Below are 21735 nucleotides of genomic sequence, written 5' to 3'. Positions count from 1 at the left end.
GGTAGGATTTCCTTATGTGAATAACTTTTAGTATTTTAACCAAAATTGGCTAAAATAGCGTCATTAAACAGTAGTGAATAAAGATTTTCACATTGTGAACAAAGGTGTGAATGAATATACTAGGTATTGACCCCGGAAGCCGTAATTTAGGGTATTGTATTCTAAATTGGGATGGGAAAAATTTTTCACTTTTGGAGGCCGGTTTGTTGAAAATCAAGGCTACTGAACTCCAAGAACAGATCATTGAACTGGTAGAAGGATTTGATGTGATTTTAAAGTCACATCAAATTGATGAAGTAGCAATAGAAGATATCTTCTTTGCGTATAACCCTAAAACAGTTTTAAAGCTGGCACAATTCAGAGGTGCATTGTCACTGAAAATCCTCCAAGAAGTCGGATACTTTTATGAATATACTCCTTTACAGGTGAAAAAAGCTGTTACAGGTAACGGAAAAGCAGCAAAAGAGCAAGTAGCTTTTATGGTAAAAAAACTGTATGGTATAAAGAAAGAGATTAAACCTTTGGATATTACCGATGCCATGGCTATTGCATGGACACATCTCCAACGCGTGAAGATGAGACCAGTTAAGAAAACATAAATTGCTTTATGTTTTTAGGATCGAAACCAAAGCGGTGGAACAGAGTGACCCGCGAAGGCTGACCCGTTAAGTAAATAACAATGAATTGTTATTTACAAGGGCAAAACCGAAATAGTCGTAACGCAGTGAAGCTATAAAAAATGAGGTAGAAACCAACCTACAAAAATGTTGTAGGTTAGTTTGAGAGCGGTTTAGCATTCTTTTTGACAGAGACAACACGTTTATCAGGAACAGTGAATGTCGGTTTTGATCTACCTATAATAGATTCACTGATGATCTGGTCATAGAGATAGATATCGTTTTTGAAATGTGCCTTTCCATCCTCTTCAAACACTGTGAAATAGGTGATATGTACCGGTATATGAGAAGATAGGGTAATCGTGGTCGGCGTATTACTTTCAAGTATTTGATCAATCTTTTCTTTTGTATAACGGCCTTTTGTATGTGTCAAAAGTGTATTCATCAAATCAAACGGTTTTTGGACACGCATACATCCTGAACTGTAAATTCTATAACGTCTTGTTAGCAGTGACTTATTATCCGTATCATGAAGATAAACAGAGTATTTGTTAGGGAACATAAATTTCACACGTCCCAGTGCATTGTCAGGGCCGGGTTGTTGGACAAAACTATACGGTACAGGTTTATCACTGTTCTTATAAGGAGCGATCATTTCGTAAGTGACATCAACCTCTTTATTGCCGCTGAATGCTTTGATATTATTTTCAATCAAATATGACGGGTGTTCTTTCAGTACAGGGATCAGGTCACGTTTGACAAGATTGTCTGTAATAGTCCAGGTAGGGTTAAGTACCATATATTCTATTTTATCACTAAAAAGCGGTGTAGGGCGGTCGATACGTCCTACAACGGCTCCCATTCTCATAGCTAATCGATGGCTTTTATAGTAACGTAATTTGAAGTCTGGAATATTTACTTCTACATATTCATCTTCAAATTCTTTAGGATAGAGCTTGGTTTTATCCAGATTGGTAATAATACTTTGAATATCGTTTTTGACAGGCTGATTGAGATAATAGGTCATGACTTTATCGATCTGTCCGTCCACTTTGAGATTGTAACGTTTTTGATAAGAGATCACTGCTTCTTGAAGTGCTTTGTCAAACGTAGTATTGATCGGTGCATCTTTTGGATAATCTCCTATGATCTGTAGACGTTTTTTTATCTCTGCTATATTTTTGTTCCTTCGACTACCCATTTTACGTGGTTCTTTGGTATATTCGATTTTAGGAAATTTTTCCATGGTTCGATAGTCTTTAAGCAGTTTGACCAGTTTTCTATATCGTTTTTCCATTGGAATCAGTGAGGATAGATAAGCATCGATATTACCGTTCTCTATAGCACTATACAGTTCATTTTGATTCGGGAAAGGTTTAGTCTCCATTTCCCAAACCGCATGAATATCATCGCTTGTTTCTAGTGCTGCAAGTTTTTTTTGTACCAGATCCCAGTCTACATCACCTTGTACGATAAAACGTACAAGTCGAACAAATGAGTTTGTCAACATCAGATCCAGCCTAGCATAGACTTTTGCTTTTTGTGCAGAGGAAATATTATTATTATCAAGCATATAATAGAGTCCGGCGATAGAAGGTTGATCAAACGGCTTGTCTTTATAGTTGAATAATGGGTCTTTCAAAGCCCTGATTAGTTCATTCCTCTTTTGTTCGTTTTTATCACCGAGCCATAAAGGCTGATTTCCGGAACTCGCATACAGTGCTTGTATGATATCTTTATTCTGTCCTTTGATATGTTTCTGTAATGACGTTTGTAATTGCGATTGAATCGCACCAACAGTGACTTGTCCATAAGTTAAGGTTTGGATGAATAGTCCAATCCATAAAAGTTTTTTCAGCTTCAACTAACTCTCTTTATATTTCTTATCAATCAATTTTAGGTATTTTTTGGGAGTTACTTCTTTCATCGCCTGGGCAAGCCATTGTATCTGGAACCATGCTGCACCTGAATCACGCAGGTCAAAATAGTTCTTAAGACTTCGGATATTGAAAGTGACTACCATGTCAACTTTCCAGTTATCCGAGACGATATGTTTGAAAGCATCTCCAACATTTCTTTTTTTCTTTCCGTTTTCAAGTGCATTATAGAGGGCCTCTGCATCGCCTTGATACTCTCCGATAAATGGAAGTGAAGATTTTGCAACGGCATTTTGAATGAATGCTTCATCTCTTTCATACTGAAAGTTCAGTTTCTCATAAATGGCACGTATCTCTATTTTCAAATATGCTTCATCACTAATAACAAAGAGTTTCATTGCAAGCAATTTTTCAAAGAAGAATGCAAAACCATCCTCTGCCTGCAAAGATGCAACAAAAGCATTGATCACTGAAGACATCGTATAGCGAGTACTTCTTACAGAGATTGCCTGTAGTCTATGCCTTGCATGTTCTTGTAGTACACCTCTACTGGTTCCTTGTACCAGAAAGCTCAGTGTTGCATGTTCGATGATAGAGTGATGATGATGTACCCATGCAAGATTGGTAAGCAGATCAGAATTTTCAATGCAGTTGATAGCTTCTGTATCAAGCGTATCCATAGCATTTTTTATACATTCATTTTCAGAGTTTTCAAAGCTGTCATAGCAGGTACGTGCAGCGATCTCCGCAACTCCTAAACCTGACTCTTGTAATAGTATGACAGTAGGCTTTTCATACTCTATCTGATACATTTGCATGGTAATACTCCATAATGTTTTATAGGGTACAATTATATCGAATTTATATTAGCCTGAAATATGTAAAAAATAACATTTATACATTCATTCAGTAGAGGAGAGCAGGATGCAGCCCAGCCAGCGTTTTCACAGTTTCGATGAAGATTTTAGAGATTCTTACTCCAGAGATAGGGATAGGGTGATACACTGTAGTTCTTTCAGACGATTAGAGTACAAAACACAGGTTTTTTTGAACCATGAGGGAGATTATTTTCGAACCCGTTTAACCCATTCACTTGAGGTCAGTCAGATTGGTCGAACACTTGCTAGAATGCTTGGGTTGAATGAGACACTTGCTGAAGTGATCGCTCTGTCACATGATCTTGGGCATACCCCATTTGGACATGTGGGCGGTGATGAACTGGACAAGTTGCTGAAAGCAGATGGAAGAGCTTTGGGATTTGAGCACAATTTTCAGTCATTCAGGGTTTTGACAAAAATAGAGAAACGCTATAAAGATTTTGATGGTCTCAATCTTACATTTGCAACACTTGAGGGGGTCCTTAAACACTCTTATCCGTATAAAAAAACGTTTTTAGAGGGATTGGATGATCGTTTCGATCTGGATAAACACCCTTCACTTGAAGCGATGATTGTCGATCATGCTGACGAGATCGCTTATACTTCACATGATATTGATGATGGGGTAAAATACGGGCTGATAAGCTTTGATGACCTTCTGGACAATCCACTTTGCAAGAAAGTAGATCAAATGGTGTTGGATGAAGGGGTAGGAAGGGGTGAGAAACTCTACCGTCACCGTTTTGTAGCAGGACTTATCAAAGTATTGGTAGAGGATTTTATAGAAAACTCCAAAGAGGGTGTGAATAAGTATCGTCAGGAAATTCCTATCAGTGCAACACTGGATGCAACGGTTCCATTGCCGGTAGGTTTTTCCAAAGAAATAGGCAGAGGGCTTAAAGAACTCAAAAAAGTGATGTACCAAAAACTCTACAGGCATGAAAAGATCATACGTAAAATGTATGCAGGCAAGCAGTGTATTAAAGGACTTTATAAAGCATTTACTGAAGATGAGGGGCTACTTCCTTCTCACCAAATTGAGCTGTTGGAATTACGCCCAAAACAGAGGGTTGTAGCAGACTTTATTGCTTCTATGACGGATCGATATGCGATGAAAACCTATCATGATCTTTACGGTTTGACACTATAAAGTATACGACTGTAATAATTTTTAGATATAATTCGCGAAAAATATAGGCTTTTTGCCTTTAGGAACACCCATGCAAAAAATTAAAAACATTGCCGTGATCGCACACGTTGACCACGGTAAGACAACACTGGTAGATCAGCTACTTCAACAGTCAGGTACCTTTGCAGCACACCAGCAGGTACAAGAACGTGCGATGGACAGCAATGATATCGAAAAAGAAAGAGGGATCACGATCCTTTCAAAAAACACTGCGATCACTTACGGTGACCATAAGATCAACATTATCGACACTCCGGGCCACGCGGACTTCGGTGGAGAGGTAGAACGTGTATTGAAAATGGTAGACGGTGTTTTGATGCTCGTAGATGCTCAAGAAGGTGCAATGCCGCAAACTAAGTTCGTACTTAAAAAAGCGATCGAACTTGGTTTGATTCCTGTTGTAGTAATCAACAAGATCGATAAAGACGGCGCTGATCCTGAACGTGTACTTGATGAGATGTTCGACCTTCTTGTTGCACTTGATGCAAATGAAGAGCAGCTTGAATTCCCGGTACTTTATGCAGCAGCAAGAGATGGATATGCGAAGTGGGAAATGGATGATGAGAACAAAGACATGAAACCACTTTTTGAAGCGATCCTTGAGAAAGTACCTTATCCGACAGGATCAGCGGATAATGAAGTACAAGCACAGGTATTTACACTTGCTTCAGATAACTTTGTAGGACGTATCGGTATCTCTCGTATCTTCAACGGTAGATTGAAGAAGGGTGATGAGTGTTTGTTGGTAAAAGCAAGTGGTGAAAAGATAAAAAGCCGTATCTCTAAATTGATCGGTTTCAAAGGTCTTGAGCAGATCGAGATCCAGGAAGCTGAAGCAGGAGATATCGTAGCAGTTGCAGGATTCTCGGATATCGATGTAGGTGACAGCCTTTGTGATACGAAAAACCCTGTAGCACTTGATCCTCTTCACATTGAAGAGCCTACGCTTTCAGTTGTAATGTCAGTAAATGACGGTCCTCTTGCAGGTCAGGAAGGTAAACACGTAACATCTAACAAGATCAGAGAGAGACTCGAAAAAGAGATGGAGACTAACATCGCAATGCGTATGGAGCCGATGGGTGAAGCATCATTCAAGGTTTCAGGACGTGGTGAGCTCCAGATCGGTATCTTGGCTGAAAACATGAGAAGAGAAGGGTTTGAGTTCCTTCTTGCTCGTCCGGAAGTTGTTGTAAAAGAAGAGAACGGCGTGAAGATGGAACCGTTTGAGCACCTGGTAGTGGATGTGCCAGAGGAGTTCCAAGGGGTTGCAATCGAAAAGCTCGGTAAGAGAAAAGCAGAAATGACTTCACTTACTCCTATGCCTGACGGTACAGTAAGACTAGAGTTTGAGATCCCTGCACGTGGTTTGATCGGTTTCCGTTCAGAGTTCTTGACTGATACAAAAGGTGAGGGGATCATGAACCACTCATTCATCGAGTACAGACCATACAGCGGTGTGGTACAAAGCCGTACTCCGGGTGCGTTGATTTCTATGGACAATGGTGAAGCGGTAGCCTTCTCTATTTTTAACCTCCAGGCAAGAGGTATCATGTTCATCAAGCCTCAGGATAAGGTATACGACGGTATGGTTATCGGTGAAAGTGCTAGACCGGGAGACCTAGAGGTGAACCCGCTTAAAGGGAAGCAGCTTACGAACATGAGAACAAGTGGTGCGGATGATGCGATAAAACTTGTTCCACCACGTCCTGTGACACTAGAGTCAGCGATGGAGTGGATCGAAGACGATGAACTTATCGAAGTAACACCTGAGAGTATTCGTATCCGTAAGAAGTTCTTGGATCCGAATATGAGAAAGAGAATTCAGAGAGATAAAAAGAACGCAGGAAAATAATAGTTCTTTCTCTTCACCATATCTTCGGCTGAACGGCTTCGTGCCGCTCAGTCACATACTGTAATGTATGCTCCTTCGCTATACTCACGCCGTTCAACCAAATCTACGGCAAATAAAAAGACTATTTCTCCCTATTTTTCACTTTATATGTTTTGAATAAATATAGTAAATATAGTAAATATAGACCTGATAAGATAAGTAATATACTACTAATTAGTTTTTGGTTTTCACTTAAATCAAATGTAGTATGTTGAATATATAGTTCACCTGTTGTGTAAATATCATATCCAGAGAATATCAAAAACAAAGAGAATAAAATAATAACTAAATCATTGAATTTATGCATTTTCACCTGCTCTCATACCACTCACCCACGCAAAGTGAAAGTTAAATCCGCCTCTATCCCCGTCCACATCGAGTATCTCTCCGGCAAAGTAGAGATTGGGTACCAGTTTGGACTCCATCGTCACAGGATCAACCTCGCGGGTATCTACACCGCCTGTGGCTACTTCGGCACCTTTGAAGCCTTTGGTATCATTGATACTTAGTTTGAGGTTTTTGATGGCGTAGACAAGCTTTCCTATCTCTTTTCGGTTTAGCTCTTTCTCGACTTTGGCTTTGCATTTGGACTGTTCGAGGATGATGTGAATAAGTTTTTTGTTGATTACCCCTTGTAGCCAGAGGGTAAGCGGTTTTTGGCTCTCTTGATGGATTCTATTGAGTAACAGGTTTGTAAGTTTTTCTTTGTTGAGTTGAGGCATCAGGTCAAGGCTCAGTTCACAGTACTCATAGTCAGCCAGTCTCAGGCTCACTTCACGGCTGAGATCAAGGATCGCCAGTCCGCTGATACCGTAGTTGGTAAAGAGCAGGTCACCTTTTTTCTCAGTGATACACTCTCCGTTGGCATAGAGTTTTGCTACTCCGGCCATTTTCACACCACTTGCATGTTTGACCCACTTTTCATCACTGACAAGCTGGGTAAGGGCAGGGTACGTTGGTATGAGGGTATGTCCCATAGACTCGGCAAATTTTAGACCGCTGTCATTACCTCCAAGCTGTGGTGCAGCAGGGGACCCTGAAGCCAGTAGAAGTTTTTCACATTGCATGGTGCCTTGATTGGTTTCCAGTAAAAATTGATTGTTCTTTCTGTAGATTTTGAGAACTTCACACTCTGTGATAATCTCTACATCTAGTATATCTGCCTCGTACTCCAGTAGCTCTGTGACGGTTCCTGCCTGCAGGCTCATCGGGAACATTTTCCCCTCTTTGCCCTCGATGATCGGTAAACCTATAGAATCAAAAAATTTTTTCACACTCTCAAGACTATACCCTTCAAGTACTTGTTCTGCAAATTCAGGGTTTTGGGAGTGAAAACGGGCAGGGGAGATATCGGCATTGGTGATATTACACTTTCCGTTACCGCTGACCAGTATTTTTTTACCGGGCTTACTGTTTTGTTCCAGAAGAGTGACATTGATACCGTTTCTTGCAGCTGTAATGGCCGCACAGAGTCCTGCAGCACCTGCACCGACTATTATCATGGGTTTATTATTCATAAGGTATTATAGCTCCTGATGAATAAAATACAAAGGATAAATGATGTCAGCATTGGTAGAATTCAGTATGTTCCCGACAGAAAAGACACAAAGCAAAAGCGCTTTTGTGGCAAGGGTACTGGATATTGTAGACAAAAGCGGCCTTGAGTATCAACTTACACCAATGGGTACGATCATTGAGGGTGAGACCGTAGAGGAGGTCCTGGCGGTGATCAACAAAGCCTATGAAGAACTGCAGACGGATTGTGAGCGAATCTATAGTTCTATCAAGATCGATTACCGTAAAGGACCGATAGGAAGACTTAACAAGAAAGTCGGTTCAGTCGAAGCAAAATTGGGACGTAAACTCAACAGCTAAAACTCGATATAATACGCCAAAACAACTAGAGGATATATTTATGTGTGCAGAGAAGATCCAACGTCTTATCCAGGCGATTATTCTTGGTATGGTCATGGGAATGGCAGCAATGGGTATCGCAGGTGAGCAGGGAATGCTTCAGCTGGCATTTTTGGTACAGCTTGCGATGATGATCATGTTGATTATTGCTGGATTGACTGGATGGTGTCCAGGTCTTATGGTACTCAAAAAGATATTTCCTCCATGTAAAGAGAAAGTGAACGAAGAAGGGTAATCATGGCAAATATTTCTTATAAGGATGCCGGTGTTGATATCGATGCCGGAAATGAATTTGTAGAGGCGATTAAAGCGGATGTAAAATCAACATTCGATAGTAATGTTATCGGTGGAATCGGATCATTTGCAGGTGCATATGCATTGCCTGCAGGGTATAAAGAGCCTGTACTGCTTTCTGCAACGGATGGAGTAGGAACAAAGCTTAAGATCGCTATTGAGAGCGGTAAACTCGATACAGTAGGTATCGATCTTGTAGCTATGTGTGTGAACGACCTTATCTGTAATAACGGTGTACCGATGTTCTTCCTTGATTACTATGCGACAGGAAAACTTCTTCCTGAAAATGCTAAAGAGGTTGTTGCAGGTATCGCTGAGGGATGTAGACGTGCAGAGTGTGCTTTAGTCGGTGGTGAAACTGCTGAGATGCCTGGAATGTATGCCGAAGATGATTTTGACTTGGCAGGATTTGCAGTAGGTGTAGCAGAACGTTCAGAGATGGATACTGTTGCCAATGTCAAAGCAGGACAGACACTTATCGCACTTCCAAGCTCAGGAGTTCACTCTAACGGATACTCTTTGGTGAGAAAATTAATGTTTGACAAGCTCGGTATGACTTTGGATACTGAATTTGAGGGAAAACCGCTTCTTGAAACACTACTTGAGCCGACACGTATCTATGTGAAAGAGTATAAGGCTAACAAACAGCATGTGAAAGCGCTTGCTCACATCACAGGCGGGGGAATCGTAGAAAACCTTCCTAGAGTATTACCAGAAGGTATCAAAGCCGTAGTGAAAAAAGATGATATCAGAGTGCTTCCTATCTTCGAATTCATAGGACAACATGTGGATGAAGAGGAAATGTTCAGAGCATTCAACATGGGTGTTGGTATGATCTGGTGTGTTGAACCTGAAGATGTAGATGCAGTGCTTGCAAACACAGACGGTTATGTGATCGGTCACCTTGAAGAGGGTGAACGTAGAGTAGAGATGGTTTAAATAGAATACCTTTCTTATAACTCGCACTCATCTTTGAATGGTGGGTGCGGTCACTTACTGCAGTAAGTTCGCCTTTCCATCACATTCAAATCTAAATGCAATTTATAAAAAACCTATACTATATAAATGTTATTTTGAAAAGCTTTTAATCGTTTTCACTCTTTTATTCGCTTTTACAAATCCCTTTTTCTATACACTCTCTATCAAGTTCCCCGCTCTTCCATTTTGAAAGATATTCTTTGAGATTACTGTGTACGTCACCTTGGAGTATATAGAGTCCTACAAGGTTAGGTAGTGCCATAGCCAGTATAAGCAAATCAGAAAAGTCCAGTAGAGCAGACGCACTTGTAATCGAAGCAATCACAGTAAATGCAACGAAAATAAGCTTATATGCCAATGTATACTTCTCTCCAAAAAGATAAGTCCAAGAACGTTCACCGTAGTAGGACCAAGAGATCATTGTTGAAAAGGCAAAAAGTACGATAGAAAAAGTGAGAATTACAGGAAACCATGAGATCACCGTTCCGTAAGCAGCAGCTGTAAGTGCAGCACCCTGTTTTGATGCAACTAGATTTGCAAACTCCCCACCTGGGTCATAAACACCGGTTGTAACAATGACAAGGGCAGTCATGGTACAGATGACGATCGTATCTATGAATGGTTCATAAAGTGCTACCATCCCCTGTCTGACAGGATACTTTACTGATGCAGTAGAGTGTACGATCGCTGCAGATCCTATTCCTGCTTCACTTGAGAAGGCAGCACGTTTAAATCCCTGTACAAGTACACCTATAAGACCTCCTGCTATTGCTGTTGGGGCGAATGCTTCATGAAAGATTGTTGTGATGGCTCCCGGTACGGCCGAAGCATTGGTAATTAATATCCATAAAGAGGCAAGCAGGTATACTAAAACCATTAAGGGAACAATTTTCTCTGCCGTTCTGGCAATACGTTTTATCCCGCCGATAATGACAAATCCTACTATCAGAGCCATGATTAGACCAAATGCAATAGGGTAACTTTGAAAGAATGGTACGCTTTCAGCCAGTGCACCTAGTGCCTGTGAGGTTTGAAAGGCATTTCCTGCACCTAAACTTCCTCCAATTGCAAGAAAGGCAAACAGCACAGCAAGAACTTTTCCCAGTCGTGTATAACCCTTTGTTGCCAGACCTTTTGAGAGATATTGCATAGCACCACCCATAATACGTCCATCGGGCCTTTTTTCACGATAAATTTGAGCCAGCGATACCTCTGTGAATTTGAGTGTCATACCGAAGAACCCGGCAAGGATCATCCAAAATGTTGCTCCGGGTCCTCCTACTGCAATAGCAATGGCAACACCGGCAATATTTCCAAGTCCAACAGTGGCAGAGAGTGCCGTTGTGAGAGATTGGAAAGGGGTGATCTCTCCTACATCATCGGCCGTTTTGTATTGTCCGGTAATAATCTTGTAAGCGTGCGAGAACATACGTACATTGATAAATCCAAAACGAAATGTTAGGAAAACTCCCCCAATGATAAGCCATGCCACAATGAAAGGCATAGTGGCCCCTTCAACCATACCAAAAAATACATCATAGAAAAATATTGAGCCTAAAATACCATTGATATGTTCGAATATACTGTTCATGGATTACCTTGAAATGTGATAGAGATATAATATCTATTATACTTGTAAACCCCTAAATTCTCCTAAAAATAGGTTTTATTAAAGGATTTATAGTAATTTTTTAAAAAAAATGCAAAATACTATTGACAAACCAAAACCTTTTGACTATAATTGCGGTCCTTATTCAAACAGATTGATTGAAAAGGAAGTACGGAGTGTAGCGCAGTCTGGTAGCGCACCTGGTTTGGGACCAGGGGGTCGAAGGTTCGAGTCCTTTCACTCCGACCATTTGTTCTTTAAGATAGTAATAGTAAAATCATCAAGTTATGGTGGATGTAGTTCAGTTGGTAGAGCACCAGTTTGTGGCACTGGGTGTCGCGGGTTCGAGCCCCGTCATCCACCCCATTTTGATAGTAGAACCACCTCATGAAGCGCTAGTAGCTCAATTGGATAGAGCATCAGACTTCGGATCTGAGGGTTAGGGGTTCGAGTCCTCTCTGGCGTACCACATTGGACGATGACAGTGACTCTATTGTAGATGATTTTATTATTATGTGCGTTCGTAGCTCAGCTGGATAGAGCACTCGCCTTCTAAGCGAGCGGTCTCAGGTTCGAATCCTGACGGACGTACCACTTTTTTTATGCGGATGTGGTGAAATTGGTAGACACGCCAGACTTAGGATCTGGTGCCTCACGGTGTGAAGGTTCGAGTCCTTTCATCCGCACCATCTTTTTAATACCCCTTTAATTAACCAGTACAATTTACTTCTACAAACTTACAATGTTTCGAAATTTTATACTTTGACATCCAACAGTACCAATCCCTATGTTTTGTATTAAACCTGTTGTGTTGTGAGTGAAGATGATAGATAAAGACATTATTGGATGAGCTTTGAAATTGTTTGTGTTTTGATGTATTTAAATGATTCTATCATCCCTCTTGTCCTACCGTTGATAAAATAAACAGAGCAAATAAAAAAATTTATATTTTATTTATACTTATTTGTTATTATTTTTTTAAGAGTTTGATCTTTTGGGCTTTCCCTTTTTCCCTTTCCCCCTTTTATAGCCTAAATCCAAACTCTTATTTCTTCTTTATACCTCTTACAGTTGATTTCTTACTAGATTCTTGTAAAAACCTTGGATGGCTATTGTACTTTAAGTGCTACTGATGTGAAATGTAAAATTTAATACAGAGCAAATAAAAAAATTTATATTTTATTTATACTCATTTGTTAATATTTGTAAGAGTTTGACGTTTTAGGTAATCTCCTTTCCTTTTCATTGAGCCTAAAACCGAACTCAAAATAATTGTTAACCTCGAAAATTAACCTTTAAACCTTTTAATTACATATATTTAAGAAATATTGATCATTTAAATAAAAAGAGATAAAACAAATCTTTTTATTTTTCTTAAATTTCTGTATAATAGAAATAAAAATACTGCCTATTATAAAGCAAAGGATAGGATTATGGATAAAAACTTATTGATATTCATTGCTGTGGGTCTTGTGTTTATGTATTTTGTCTCAAATTTTGTTACAGAACTTCAGAAAGAAGATGAAAACCTCCAAAGTACCACCTTTCATAAAAAGCATAGTATTGATCAATATATCAAAAAAGACAGTATAGGACAGACCATTTTGGATGTAGAAGGTGTACCTGAGGATGTTCAGGTAGCTGCATGGAATGCGTCTAAACTGAAAAAAGATTTGATAGAGTATTTTCCTGATTTTGACACGATGAAACTTTTTGCAAAAGATAGAGTAAGGGGTGATACGCTTAGAACAAAACTCATCAAGCATATCGATACGATAGAAAAAAGATTCTTTTCGGGTGAAATAGATGCCGAGAAGGCGAAAAAGGAACTAGAGACCCTTAAGTAGGGGAAACCTACTTAATAGCAAGGGTTGCTCATATTGTTTCTGTCTGCATATAGATAGACTTCTACACGTCTGTTAAGCGCTCTGTTGACAGCATTGTCATTAGGTACAAGTGCTTTATCGTAAGAACATCCTTTAACTTTCGGATAACCGTTGACAGCTAGTACATTGGCTACGCTTCTTGCACGTCTATCTGAGAGACGCTGATTATATTCATAACTACCACGGTCATCTGTGAATCCTGCTACTCCTACAACGGTCTGAGGATAACCTTCTAAAAGTCTTGCAACTTTTTCTACTTTATATCTTGCATTAGGCTGCAATTTATCTGAATCTGTAGCAAACATCATTTTATCCCTAAACGTGATATGAACATAGGTAGATGTTTTAGATACGATGATATCTCTGTTTGGATCAAGTTGTGCCAGCGGGTCATTCTCAACACCCGTACCTAGTGCACGTGCCACTTCATTAGCCTGCTGGTCCAAACTATATCCTATAGCTCCTCCTGCAAGTGCCCCTAAAGTTGCTCCGATTGCTGCTCTTTTGCCTTTGTTATGACCTGTAGTGTTATATCCTATCACAGCTCCGGTTAGTGCACCGGCAAGGGCACCTGTTTTTGTACGGTCATAACTGTTGTCTTGTACTAGTCCAGGCTCTTGATAACATCCAGTCAGTAAAAATGCTGCTAGTGAAGAAGCGAGTAATGGTTTAGTAAGTTTCATGTTTTTTTCCTTTGATATGTTTTTATTGCCATCCGCCATCATTTACAGGCTGAGGATTTTGATTGTCTACAGCATTACCTATAGCACCACCTAGAAGGGCACCTGCAGCGGCACCTACAACTGCATTAGTACCTCTATTGTGTCTTGAAGCATTGTATCCTACAACTGCACCTGCAACAGCACCTGTAGCTGCTCCGGTTTGTGTCGCATTGCTAGGCGCAGCTTCTGTACCTGTACATCCATTCAGTATCCAAACTGCTGTAATGGACAGAACAGCAGTTTGTGCTAATTTTTTCTTCATTCCAGATCCTTTAGGAAAGTATAATTTTAGGGCAATTATAGCACAAGAGTGTGTTGTAATTGTGTTATTTTGAAGAGGGTGTTATTATTTTTTGATGCCATTCATAGAGGGTCTTTTCAAATCCTATTTGTTGAGTGTGGTAGAATGATTTTGGGCGTAAAAGATATTGTTGTTTCACCCATCCTCCATAATTATGGGGATAGAGATAGGTTTTTGCATGGGTTTTAATGTGATTGGGAATAGGATCGATATCTCCCTCTTTCACTGCTTTTTGTGCAAGGTTGATCGCTTCATAGGCACTATTTGATTTGGGTGATGATGCAAGATAGATCACGAGTTGCCCCAGTGAGATACGTGCTTCGGGATAACCGATATGTTTAACGATTGATAGTGTAGAGCTCGCAAGATTGAGTGCATTGGGATTGGCATTGCCGATATCCTCTGAAGCAAGTATCGCCAGGCGTCTGGCGATAAACTCAGCGGGTTCTCCTCCCTCAATGAGTCGTGCTAGATAGTAGAGTGCTGCATCGATATCTGAGCCTCTGATGCTTTTGATCATTGCCGATGTCAGTTCATAATGGCTTTCGCTCTCGCTGCTTCCCCCTTGCATAGCATGCGGACGGATCTGTTTGAGTATATTAAGGCTGATCTCTCCGGCGATATGTGCACTTTCTATAAGGTTGAGTGCAGCCCTTAAGTCTCCGCTTGATGAGAAAACAGCGTACTCTAATGCATCTTCATCAATAGAGATGTTCTCCTTTTGAACCACTTTTCGAAGGTAGGTTTTCATTGAGGATGCATCAATAGAGCTCAGTTCAAATAGATGTGAACGTGAACGCATTGCTGCAGTAAGTGAATAATAGGGGTTTTCAGTAGAAGCCCCGATAATCAGTGCAGCCTGTGACTCCATAAAAGGGAGAAGCACCTCTTGTTGGTTCTTACTTAGCCTATGTACCTCGTCAATAAATATCAGAGGTTTCTGCAAAGCATTCGTATAGTTCTTAAAGATGGTCCGAAGCTCCTCGATCTTCATGGTCGTGGCATTAAGCTCGTAAAAGGGCTTATCAAGGGTAGAAGCAATGACTCTGGCTAAAGTAGTTTTACCGCATCCTGGAGGTCCATAGAGAAAAATGTGAGAGAGCGCATCTTTTTCGACCATTTTTCGAAGTATCGCATCTTTGCCGAGTAGATTCTCTTGACCGATGATCTCATCTAAGGTTTTGGGACGATAGTTTAGTGCAAGTTTTAACATTATTTATAGCGTTTAAATGCCTCTTTGATCTCTTTTTTAAACTCGGATAGGGAATCACCTTCGTCTTTACCTTTTTTGCCGCTTTTATTCCGTTGTTGCTTTGTATTCTCTTCATTTTTTTCAGCAATAAGCGTATTTTTCTTTTTACGTTTCATAAACTCATGGAGTTCATTGTACTCTTTACGTGAAAAGAAGCGTGTTTTATTCTCTGGAAGATTATTAAGTTCTACTCCTCCATATCCCACACGTTTAAGATCCAATATTTTTGCATCAAAGTGCCCAAAGAAACGTCTTAGCTCACGGTTTTTACCCTCATTTATCGTGACACGTAGTTTGGTATAGTTCTTTCCTTCGCTACGGATCTCATAGTAGGCAAACGGGGCAAACTCCATTGAAGTGATCTTGCTCTTTTCATGTGCACCGGCACGTGCATCCTCCAAGATCAATCCCTCCTGCATTGCCCGCATCATCTCTTCAGTGACAGGTTTGTCTATCTTGATATTATAGGTACGGTCTAAAGGACTCTCCATCAGGGCTTGTGCTACTTCAGGAGAGTCAGTGAGCAGTAAAAGTCCCTCAGAGGCATAGTCCAGCCTTCCTACAGGGATAAAGTGTCTGTATTTTCCTGGAAGTTTATGATAGATAGTAGTTCGGCCTCTATCATCTTGTTTAGTGACCAATACTCCTTTTGGTTTGTTATAGACGACCATAGTGACTTCACCTGTCTGGCGTTTTTTGACCAGTTTACCTTTGATGTAGATTTTGTCATTTTCTTTGACCTCATAGGCAAAGTCTTTGATTACCTTCTTATCTAAAGTCACTTCACCTGCTTCGATCAGTTTATCAGCATCTCTTCTTGAGTATTTTGTATTGTGTGAAATATATTTATTTAGTCTCATAGTTTTTTCCTTATGACGTATACCGAGCAAAGCTCTGTATACTCTGCTGAAGCTGTATCATCTTCAGCCGTTGGCACCCGAAGGAAGTATCCTTGGGTTGCGCATACGACTAGTCGTATTTGTTTAGTTACTTTTAATACCTGCATTGACAAGATCATGGATGTGAAGTACACCGATGATTTTATTTGTCTTGTCTGTAATAGGAAGCAGTTGAATACGTCTAGTCTCGATGATTTCTAGTGCATCGCTTGCAAGCAGTTCTGTATCCTGATAGCTCGTTGGATGTAATGTCGCATAGGTGATAGCCGGGTAGTTCAAATCAAAGTCTTTTTTCATGAGTGCACGTCTTAGGTCACCATCACTCAAAAGAGCTTTAAATACACCGTTTTGATCAACGATAAGCACTGTTCCCATTTTCCCTTCGCTCATTACCACAACAGCCTCTTTGAGTGTTGTATTCTCACTAATGACCGGTAGGTTTTCTGTGCGCATCAAATCTTTTATCTTGACAAAAAGTTTTTTACCTAGACTTCCGCCAGGGTGAAAAGAGGCAAAATCTTCATGTTTAAAACCTCTTTTATTCATTAATGCTACAGCAAGGGCATCACCGATTGCCATAGTAAGGGTAGTAGAGGTGGTAGGTGCTACACCTAACGGACAAGCCTCTTTTTCTACTGATATATCCAAAAATACATCGCTGTAACGCCCTAAAGATGAGTCAGGATTTCCCGTAAGTCCGATCAGGGGAATCTCAAAACGTTTGATATGTGGAAGTATTTTGGTAAGTTCTTCGCTCTCTCCACTGTTACTGATAGCAAGTAGAGAGTCTCCTTGACTTATCATTCCAAGATCGCCATGTAGTGCTTCTGTAGGATGAAGAAAGAAGCTGGAAGTCCCTGTACTGGCAAATGTGGCAGCCATCTTTGCACCTACTAAACCGGATTTACCTACACCGGTGATAATAAGTTTCCCTTTAGTGTTATAAATAAGTTCTATTGCGTCTAAAAAGTGCTGATCCAAACGCTCAGAAGCCTTTTTGAGTGCATCTGCTTCGATTTGAAAAGTCTCTTGTGCAATTTTGATAAGATCCATTCTACTACTTTTGAAGATTTTTTGTAAATGATTATAGCATATTTAGACCTCTCAAAGAGGTCTTGTTTTATACGATGAAGATTGTTGGGATGATAAGCGGATAACGTTTTTTCGTGCGGATAACATGTTTTCTGATCACATTTCTAATGTTGTTTTCCACATCTTTATGGTTTTTGAGTGATTCCGGTTTTAGGTTAAGAAGCACTGTTTCGATAAGCTGTTCGATCTCTCTTTGGAACTTCTTGTCCTCTTTATCCGGTACCAATCCATGAGTAGTAATAACCGGTTTCCCAACGACTTTCTGGTCTTCTTGGGAGATCTGCGCTGCAACATTGATAATACCGTCTTCAGCCAGTTTTTGTCTATCCAGTACGACATCATCTTCGATCTGCATGTTGTTTTGGTTATCTATATATGTTTTACCGCTTTTTACCGTTTTTACCTTTTTGAGGTATTTTGGTGTGATCTCTATCTGATCCCCATCACTCATGAGAAGGATATTCCTTTCATCTACACCACATTCTACTGCAGTTTTTGCATGTCTAGCGATATGGTTGTACTCTCCGTGAACCGGCAAGAAGAACTTAGGCTGAACCAGTCTCAGCATTAATTTCTGTTCTTCTTGAGATGCGTGACCGGAAACATGGATATCACCAAACTCTTTATAGCGTACAGTACATCCTGCTTTCATCAGTTTGTTCATTAAACTTGATACAGAAGCTTCATTACCCGGGATCGCGGAAGCTGAGATAATGACAGTGTCATTCGGTTTGAGCTTGATATGACGGTGTTCATCTGTTGCCATACGATTCAGTGCTGCCATGGTCTCTCCCTGGGACCCTGTAGTTACTATAAGAACTTCATCATCAGGATATTTGGCTACTTCGTGTACTTCGATGAAATGTTTCTCATCGATATCTACATATCCAAGTGCTCTGTTAGTCTCTACGTTACGTTCCATAGACCTTCCGATTACACAGATCTTTCTTCCATACTCTACACCACGCTGCATCGCCTGATAGATACGGTGTACATTCGATGAGAAGGTAGACATAATCACCCTTCCTTTAGCTATATCAAAGAGGGTATCAAAGGTTTTCCCTACAATAGTTTCACTCTTTGTAAATCCAGGGCTATGAGAGTTGGTAGAGTCTGAGAAGAGACAAAGTACTCCTTTTTGTCCATAATAGGCAAAACGTTGTAGGTCTGTTGTAAATCCATCTACCGGTGTATGGTCGATCTTGAAGTCGGCCGTGTGTACCAAGATCCCTGCCGGTGTTTCGATCGCTAGTGAACAAGCATCAATGATAGAGTGTGTGACATGCATCCATTCGACTTTGATATCACCAATCTCATACTGTTTTCTTTTTGTGATGAAACGGAAGTAGCTCGTATCTGCTTTTAGTCCGTGCTCATTGAATTTATTTTCGATCATCGCCAGTGCAAGAGGGGTACCATAGATAGGGAACTTCAACTCTTTGAATAGATACGGTACTGCACCGATGTGGTCTTCATGACCATGTGTGATCACAATCCCTTTGATCTTATCTTTAATAGTATGCAGATAGCTGAAATCAGGTATCAAAATATCTACACCGTGCATACTCTCATCCGGGAAGCTCATCCCTACATCGATAATGATAGCAGATGTTTCTGTCTCAAGTACAGCCATGTTCCCACCGATCTCGCCAAGGCCTCCAAGCGGTGTAAATCTTACTTTACTTTTGTTACCAAGATCCATCTTTTTCCATGGTTGCATTCTTTGGCGTTGTAGTCTCATGTTTTCATCAATGGATGCACGCATCTCTGTACTTACCGTAGTAGGGTTTTTTCTTTTGTTTTTGTTTCTTGCACTATTTGGACGGTTTTTAGCAGGTCTGTTTGGCTGTTGCTCTTCTTGTTTAGGAGCATTGTCTTGTTGTGGTCTATTTGACCCTGGTCTTCTGTTCGGATTATTCCTCTGTTGAGGCTTTCTATTTTGGTTTTTCTCCGAAGACTTATCGACTTGGTTGCCATCTACCTCTTTTGGTGCCTCTTTTCTGTTTGGATGAGGCTTGTATGGCTTGTTCTGTCTGTGCGGGTTAGGTCTTCTGTTTCTCTGTGTTGGCTGACCTTGCTTTTGACCTTCGTTGTTTTGGTTCTCGTTCATCTAAATTATCCTTCATTGCATTATATAAGTGATGATAAATAGATGTCTCAACTTCATGAGGTCGTAGATTGGAGTCTAATTCCTGTTGACTAAAAGTTTCTGCTACCAATTCTTTGGGAAAACGGGCCATAAGATTTTTGGAGAGCTTTTTACGGGGCTGTGCGAAGGCAACCCGTAAAAATGCTTCAAACCTTTCATCATCTTTGGTTTCGTTCTTTTCTATTAAAAGTACTGCTGAAGTTACTTTCGGCGGAGGAACGAATGCTTCGGGCTCAACCTCAAAACATACACTTGCTTTCCCCACACTGTCCGCTAAGACGGAGAGTGCAGAAAATGCTTTATCTCCGGCTTTTGCAGCAAACTTATCCGCTACTTCTTTTTGAACCATAACCAAAATGGATTGGCAATGTTCATCTTTCAGTGCTTTTAATATGATATTGGTGGCAATATAGTAAGGCAGGTTTGCTACAAGATGATAAGGTTCATCCAGAAGCTTCCCCGACTCCCAACGCTCAAGCACATCACCGCAGCGAAGTTCAAAGTGGCCGTCGTGAGTAGCCTCTTTAAATTCATTACTTAGATGCTCGCATAATCTTTTATCAACCTCAAATGCTGTGACATTACGAACTTTTACAAGTTCTTTGGTTAAATCACCTAATCCAGGCCCGATCTCTGCGACTTTCAAGCCGTCGTCGGGCATCGATTGGATGATCTTGTGAATGTAAGTATTGTTCTTTAGAAAGTTCTGTCCAAATTTCTTATCTGCAAAACTTGCTAAATCTTCATGAATCATACTATAATCAACCTTTATATTTCCCTATAAATCTTTGAGAACTTTTTTTCATCTGAATAAAAGGTGAGAAAGGAATTCCCACTTTGAGATAATTTTTGTATAATTCTACCATAATAAAGGACGATATGATGGATTATTTTGCAAAACGTATTATTCCCTGTTTAGATGTAGATGGCGGTCGTGTAGTGAAGGGTGTGAATTTTGTAGGCCTTCGTGATGCAGGTGACCCTGTCGAAGTAGCAAGACGTTACAACCAGGAAGGTGCAGATGAGATCACTTTTTTGGATATCGGTGCGAGCCATGAAGGAAGAGATACGATCGTAGATGTAGTGAAGAAAGTTGCTCAGGAAGTTTTTATCCCGCTCACTGTGGGAGGAGGGATCCGGGAACTTCAGGATATCTATAACCTTTTGAATGTAGGATGTGATAAAGTAAGTGTTAACTCAGCAGCGATCAAACGCCCTGTGTTTATCGAAGAGGGTGCCAAACGTTTTGGTTCACAGTGTATCGTGGTCGCTATCGATGCGAAGCAAGTGGGTCAGGATAAATGGCATGTGTTCACACATGGCGGACGTAATGATACGGGTATTGATGCATTGGAGTGGGCTAAAGAGGCTTATAACAGAGGCGCAGGTGAGTTACTTGTCACCTCAATGGATGCAGATGGCACTAAAGCAGGATTTGATAATAATCTTAATGCAAGGATATCTGATGCAGTGAATATTCCTGTTATCGCTTCCGGCGGGGCTGGAACGATGAAGCATATTGAAGAGGCTTTTACGATCGGGCATGCTGATGCTGCTCTTGCTGCTTCGATCTTCCACTTTAGAGAGATTGATATTATGGATCTTAAACATTATCTTAAATCACACAATATTCCAGTGAGACTTTAGTGATTGTTTGTGCCGGAAAAATAGAGACCTTTAACTTTGCCACTCCGGTAGGAATAGGTATGACAGATGTCTCTATTAACCTGACAAAGCTATGCATGGAAAAAAAGCCGGAGTTTCTTTTGTTTGTTGGAAGCGCAGGAAGTTATGGTGAAAAAGAGATCTTTGAAATCATAGAATCCAAGACAGCGTGTAATATAGAAAACAGTTTTTTGGATGGTAACTCTTATACCCCCATTGATAATGTAGTTTCTTCTGCAGAGGATGTTTCACGTGAAACACTTGTAAACTGCTCTAATTATATTACAGCAAATAGCAGGTATGCAAAACAGTATCTAGAAAAAAATATTCATCTTGAAAATATGGAATTTTATGCTGTTTTGAAAGTCGCACAAACATTCGGTATTCCTGCAGGCGGAGTTTTCATTGTGACTAATTTCTGTGATGAGAATGCACATGAAGATTTTAAAAAGAACCATAAAGAAGCAATGCTGAAATTAGCAGCTTACATGAATAAGAAGAATAAAGAATTGAGAATATAAC

20 protein-coding genes and 5 tRNA genes are annotated in these 21735 nt (G+C 40.3%); 14 read left to right on the top strand and 11 right to left on the bottom strand.

Annotated features, from left to right (window positions below):
- Window positions 1-110: 110 nt before the first annotated feature.
- Window positions 111-599: a crossover junction endodeoxyribonuclease RuvC gene (gene ruvC / locus PGH07_RS10420; protein WP_289414411.1), complete on the top strand. Its 489-nt coding sequence runs from the start codon at window positions 111-113 to the stop codon at window positions 597-599.
- 175 nt (window positions 600-774) lie between these two features.
- On the opposite strand, the gene PGH07_RS10415 is transcribed toward ruvC, so the two are convergent.
- Window positions 775-2481, bottom strand: a complete 1707-nt coding sequence (locus tag PGH07_RS10415) for a L,D-transpeptidase family protein (protein WP_289414410.1) — start codon at window positions 2479-2481, stop codon at window positions 775-777.
- Complete coding sequence (locus PGH07_RS10410; protein ID WP_289414409.1) at window positions 2482-3312, bottom strand: FAD-dependent thymidylate synthase; 831 nt, start codon at window positions 3310-3312, stop codon at window positions 2482-2484.
- Window positions 3313-3418: 106 nt separating this feature from the next.
- On the opposite strand from PGH07_RS10410, the gene PGH07_RS10405 reads away from it, so the two are divergent.
- Both PGH07_RS10405 and typA read left to right on the top strand, forming a co-directional pair.
- Complete coding sequence (locus tag PGH07_RS10405) at window positions 3419-4522, top strand: deoxyguanosinetriphosphate triphosphohydrolase (protein WP_289414408.1); 1104 nt, start codon at window positions 3419-3421, stop codon at window positions 4520-4522.
- A 70-nt stretch (window positions 4523-4592) separates the two neighbouring features.
- Window positions 4593-6413 (top strand): translational GTPase TypA, encoded by a 1821-nt coding sequence (gene typA, locus PGH07_RS10400; protein WP_289414406.1) that lies wholly within the window; start codon window positions 4593-4595, stop codon window positions 6411-6413.
- 338 nt (window positions 6414-6751) lie between these two features.
- Here typA and PGH07_RS10395 read toward each other — a convergent pair whose 3' ends face one another.
- Window positions 6752-7969 carry a BaiN/RdsA family NAD(P)/FAD-dependent oxidoreductase gene (locus PGH07_RS10395; RefSeq protein ID WP_289414405.1) on the bottom strand — a complete coding sequence of 406 codons (1218 nt, stop codon included), beginning with the start codon at window positions 7967-7969 and terminating at the stop codon, window positions 6752-6754.
- Window positions 7970-8012: 43 nt separating this feature from the next.
- On the opposite strand from PGH07_RS10395, the gene PGH07_RS10390 reads away from it, so the two are divergent.
- Genes PGH07_RS10390 through purM form a run of 3 tightly spaced genes read left to right on the top strand, consistent with a single transcriptional unit; the run spans window position 8013 to window position 9599 of the window.
- Window positions 8013-8327 carry an MTH1187 family thiamine-binding protein gene (locus PGH07_RS10390; protein ID WP_289414403.1) on the top strand — a complete coding sequence of 105 codons (315 nt, stop codon included), beginning with the start codon at window positions 8013-8015 and terminating at the stop codon, window positions 8325-8327.
- 40 nt (window positions 8328-8367) lie between these two features.
- Complete coding sequence (locus tag PGH07_RS10385) at window positions 8368-8601, top strand: hypothetical protein (protein WP_289414402.1); 234 nt, start codon at window positions 8368-8370, stop codon at window positions 8599-8601.
- A gap of 2 nt (window positions 8602-8603) precedes the next feature.
- Window positions 8604-9599, top strand: coding sequence for a phosphoribosylformylglycinamidine cyclo-ligase (purM, locus tag PGH07_RS10380; protein ID WP_289414401.1), 996 nt, complete (start codon window positions 8604-8606; stop codon window positions 9597-9599).
- 163 nt (window positions 9600-9762) lie between these two features.
- Here the strand turns inward: purM and PGH07_RS10375 are convergent, their stop codons facing one another.
- Window positions 9763-11229, bottom strand: a complete 1467-nt coding sequence (locus PGH07_RS10375) for an alanine/glycine:cation symporter family protein (protein ID WP_289414400.1) — start codon at window positions 11227-11229, stop codon at window positions 9763-9765.
- 190 nt (window positions 11230-11419) lie between these two features.
- On the opposite strand from PGH07_RS10375, the gene PGH07_RS10370 reads away from it, so the two are divergent.
- The 6 genes from PGH07_RS10370 to PGH07_RS10345 all read left to right on the top strand — a co-directional run bounded on the left by PGH07_RS10370 (window position 11420) and on the right by PGH07_RS10345 (window position 13094).
- A tRNA-Pro gene (locus PGH07_RS10370) sits at window positions 11420-11496 on the top strand.
- Between the two features lie 41 nt (window positions 11497-11537).
- Window positions 11538-11613 (top strand) — tRNA-His (locus PGH07_RS10365).
- A 26-nt stretch (window positions 11614-11639) separates the two neighbouring features.
- Window positions 11640-11716 (top strand) — tRNA-Arg (locus tag PGH07_RS10360).
- 48 nt (window positions 11717-11764) lie between these two features.
- Window positions 11765-11841 (top strand) — tRNA-Arg (locus PGH07_RS10355).
- A 10-nt stretch (window positions 11842-11851) separates the two neighbouring features.
- A tRNA-Leu gene (locus PGH07_RS10350) sits at window positions 11852-11936 on the top strand.
- 744 nt (window positions 11937-12680) lie between these two features.
- Window positions 12681-13094: a hypothetical protein gene (locus PGH07_RS10345; RefSeq protein ID WP_289414399.1), complete on the top strand. Its 414-nt coding sequence runs from the start codon at window positions 12681-12683 to the stop codon at window positions 13092-13094.
- A gap of 11 nt (window positions 13095-13105) precedes the next feature.
- Here the strand turns inward: PGH07_RS10345 and PGH07_RS10340 are convergent, their stop codons facing one another.
- The 7 genes from PGH07_RS10340 to rsmA all read right to left on the bottom strand — a co-directional run bounded on the left by PGH07_RS10340 (window position 13106) and on the right by rsmA (window position 20302).
- Window positions 13106-13816, bottom strand: a complete 711-nt coding sequence (locus PGH07_RS10340) for an OmpA family protein (RefSeq protein ID WP_289414398.1) — start codon at window positions 13814-13816, stop codon at window positions 13106-13108.
- A 22-nt stretch (window positions 13817-13838) separates the two neighbouring features.
- Window positions 13839-14117, bottom strand: a complete 279-nt coding sequence (locus tag PGH07_RS10335; protein WP_289414397.1) for a YMGG-like glycine zipper-containing protein — start codon at window positions 14115-14117, stop codon at window positions 13839-13841.
- Between the two features lie 64 nt (window positions 14118-14181).
- Window positions 14182-15369 (bottom strand): replication-associated recombination protein A, encoded by a 1188-nt coding sequence (locus PGH07_RS10330; RefSeq protein ID WP_289414396.1) that lies wholly within the window; start codon window positions 15367-15369, stop codon window positions 14182-14184.
- Window positions 15369-16268, bottom strand: coding sequence for a pseudouridine synthase (locus PGH07_RS10325; RefSeq protein WP_289414395.1), 900 nt, complete (start codon window positions 16266-16268; stop codon window positions 15369-15371). Before PGH07_RS10325 ends, PGH07_RS10330 begins: the two co-directional genes overlap by 1 nt.
- A 123-nt stretch (window positions 16269-16391) precedes the next feature.
- Window positions 16392-17360 (bottom strand): KpsF/GutQ family sugar-phosphate isomerase, encoded by a 969-nt coding sequence (locus PGH07_RS10320; protein ID WP_289414394.1) that lies wholly within the window; start codon window positions 17358-17360, stop codon window positions 16392-16394.
- A 67-nt stretch (window positions 17361-17427) separates the two neighbouring features.
- Complete coding sequence (locus PGH07_RS10315; RefSeq protein ID WP_289414393.1) at window positions 17428-19509, bottom strand: ribonuclease J; 2082 nt, start codon at window positions 19507-19509, stop codon at window positions 17428-17430.
- Window positions 19442-20302, bottom strand: coding sequence for a 16S rRNA (adenine(1518)-N(6)/adenine(1519)-N(6))-dimethyltransferase RsmA (rsmA, locus tag PGH07_RS10310; RefSeq protein ID WP_289414392.1), 861 nt, complete (start codon window positions 20300-20302; stop codon window positions 19442-19444). Before rsmA ends, PGH07_RS10315 begins: the two co-directional genes overlap by 68 nt.
- Window positions 20303-20430: 128 nt before the next feature.
- Here rsmA and hisF point away from each other — a divergent pair, with 128 nt between their 5' ends.
- Both hisF and PGH07_RS10300 read left to right on the top strand, forming a co-directional pair.
- A complete protein-coding gene (hisF, locus tag PGH07_RS10305) occupies window positions 20431-21195 on the top strand; it encodes an imidazole glycerol phosphate synthase subunit HisF (protein WP_289414391.1) in 765 nt (254 codons plus the stop codon).
- Window positions 21195-21734: a phosphorylase family protein gene (locus PGH07_RS10300; RefSeq protein ID WP_289414390.1), complete on the top strand. Its 540-nt coding sequence runs from the start codon at window positions 21195-21197 to the stop codon at window positions 21732-21734. Before hisF ends, PGH07_RS10300 begins: the two co-directional genes overlap by 1 nt.
- Window position 21735: the final 1 nt, after the last annotated feature.

Source organism: Sulfurovum zhangzhouensis (assembly GCF_030347965.1).
Lineage (GTDB): Bacteria > Campylobacterota > Campylobacteria > Campylobacterales > Sulfurovaceae > Sulfurovum > Sulfurovum zhangzhouensis.
The sequence above is the reverse complement of the archived record's forward strand: the minus strand, read 5'-3'. Positions and strand labels throughout refer to the sequence as shown.

What these genes read in the sequence shown, in the direction of transcription:
- PGH07_RS10320 (WP_289414394.1), bottom strand. Translation starts at nt 17,360, where the DNA reads ATGGATCTTATCAAAATTGCACAAGAGACTTTTCAAATCGAAGCAGAT.
- PGH07_RS10375 (WP_289414400.1), bottom strand. Translation starts at nt 11,229, where the DNA reads ATGAACAGTATATTCGAACATATCAATGGTATTTTAGGCTCAATATTT.
- PGH07_RS10390 (WP_289414403.1), top strand. Translation starts at nt 8,013, where the DNA reads ATGTCAGCATTGGTAGAATTCAGTATGTTCCCGACAGAAAAGACACAA.
- PGH07_RS10325 (WP_289414395.1), bottom strand. Translation starts at nt 16,268, where the DNA reads ATGAGACTAAATAAATATATTTCACACAATACAAAATACTCAAGAAGA.
- typA (WP_289414406.1), top strand. Translation starts at nt 4,593, where the DNA reads ATGCAAAAAATTAAAAACATTGCCGTGATCGCACACGTTGACCACGGT.
- ruvC (WP_289414411.1), top strand. Translation starts at nt 111, where the DNA reads ATGAATATACTAGGTATTGACCCCGGAAGCCGTAATTTAGGGTATTGT.
- PGH07_RS10410 (WP_289414409.1), bottom strand. Translation starts at nt 3,312, where the DNA reads ATGCAAATGTATCAGATAGAGTATGAAAAGCCTACTGTCATACTATTA.
- PGH07_RS10405 (WP_289414408.1), top strand. Translation starts at nt 3,419, where the DNA reads ATGCAGCCCAGCCAGCGTTTTCACAGTTTCGATGAAGATTTTAGAGAT.
- PGH07_RS10395 (WP_289414405.1), bottom strand. Translation starts at nt 7,969, where the DNA reads ATGAATAATAAACCCATGATAATAGTCGGTGCAGGTGCTGCAGGACTC.
- PGH07_RS10345 (WP_289414399.1), top strand. Translation starts at nt 12,681, where the DNA reads ATGGATAAAAACTTATTGATATTCATTGCTGTGGGTCTTGTGTTTATG.
- PGH07_RS10340 (WP_289414398.1), bottom strand. Translation starts at nt 13,816, where the DNA reads ATGAAACTTACTAAACCATTACTCGCTTCTTCACTAGCAGCATTTTTA.
- PGH07_RS10385 (WP_289414402.1), top strand. Translation starts at nt 8,368, where the DNA reads ATGTGTGCAGAGAAGATCCAACGTCTTATCCAGGCGATTATTCTTGGT.
- purM (WP_289414401.1), top strand. Translation starts at nt 8,604, where the DNA reads ATGGCAAATATTTCTTATAAGGATGCCGGTGTTGATATCGATGCCGGA.
- rsmA (WP_289414392.1), bottom strand. Translation starts at nt 20,302, where the DNA reads ATGATTCATGAAGATTTAGCAAGTTTTGCAGATAAGAAATTTGGACAG.
- hisF (WP_289414391.1), top strand. Translation starts at nt 20,431, where the DNA reads ATGGATTATTTTGCAAAACGTATTATTCCCTGTTTAGATGTAGATGGC.
- PGH07_RS10315 (WP_289414393.1), bottom strand. Translation starts at nt 19,509, where the DNA reads ATGAACGAGAACCAAAACAACGAAGGTCAAAAGCAAGGTCAGCCAACA.
- PGH07_RS10335 (WP_289414397.1), bottom strand. Translation starts at nt 14,117, where the DNA reads ATGAAGAAAAAATTAGCACAAACTGCTGTTCTGTCCATTACAGCAGTT.
- PGH07_RS10330 (WP_289414396.1), bottom strand. Translation starts at nt 15,369, where the DNA reads ATGTTAAAACTTGCACTAAACTATCGTCCCAAAACCTTAGATGAGATC.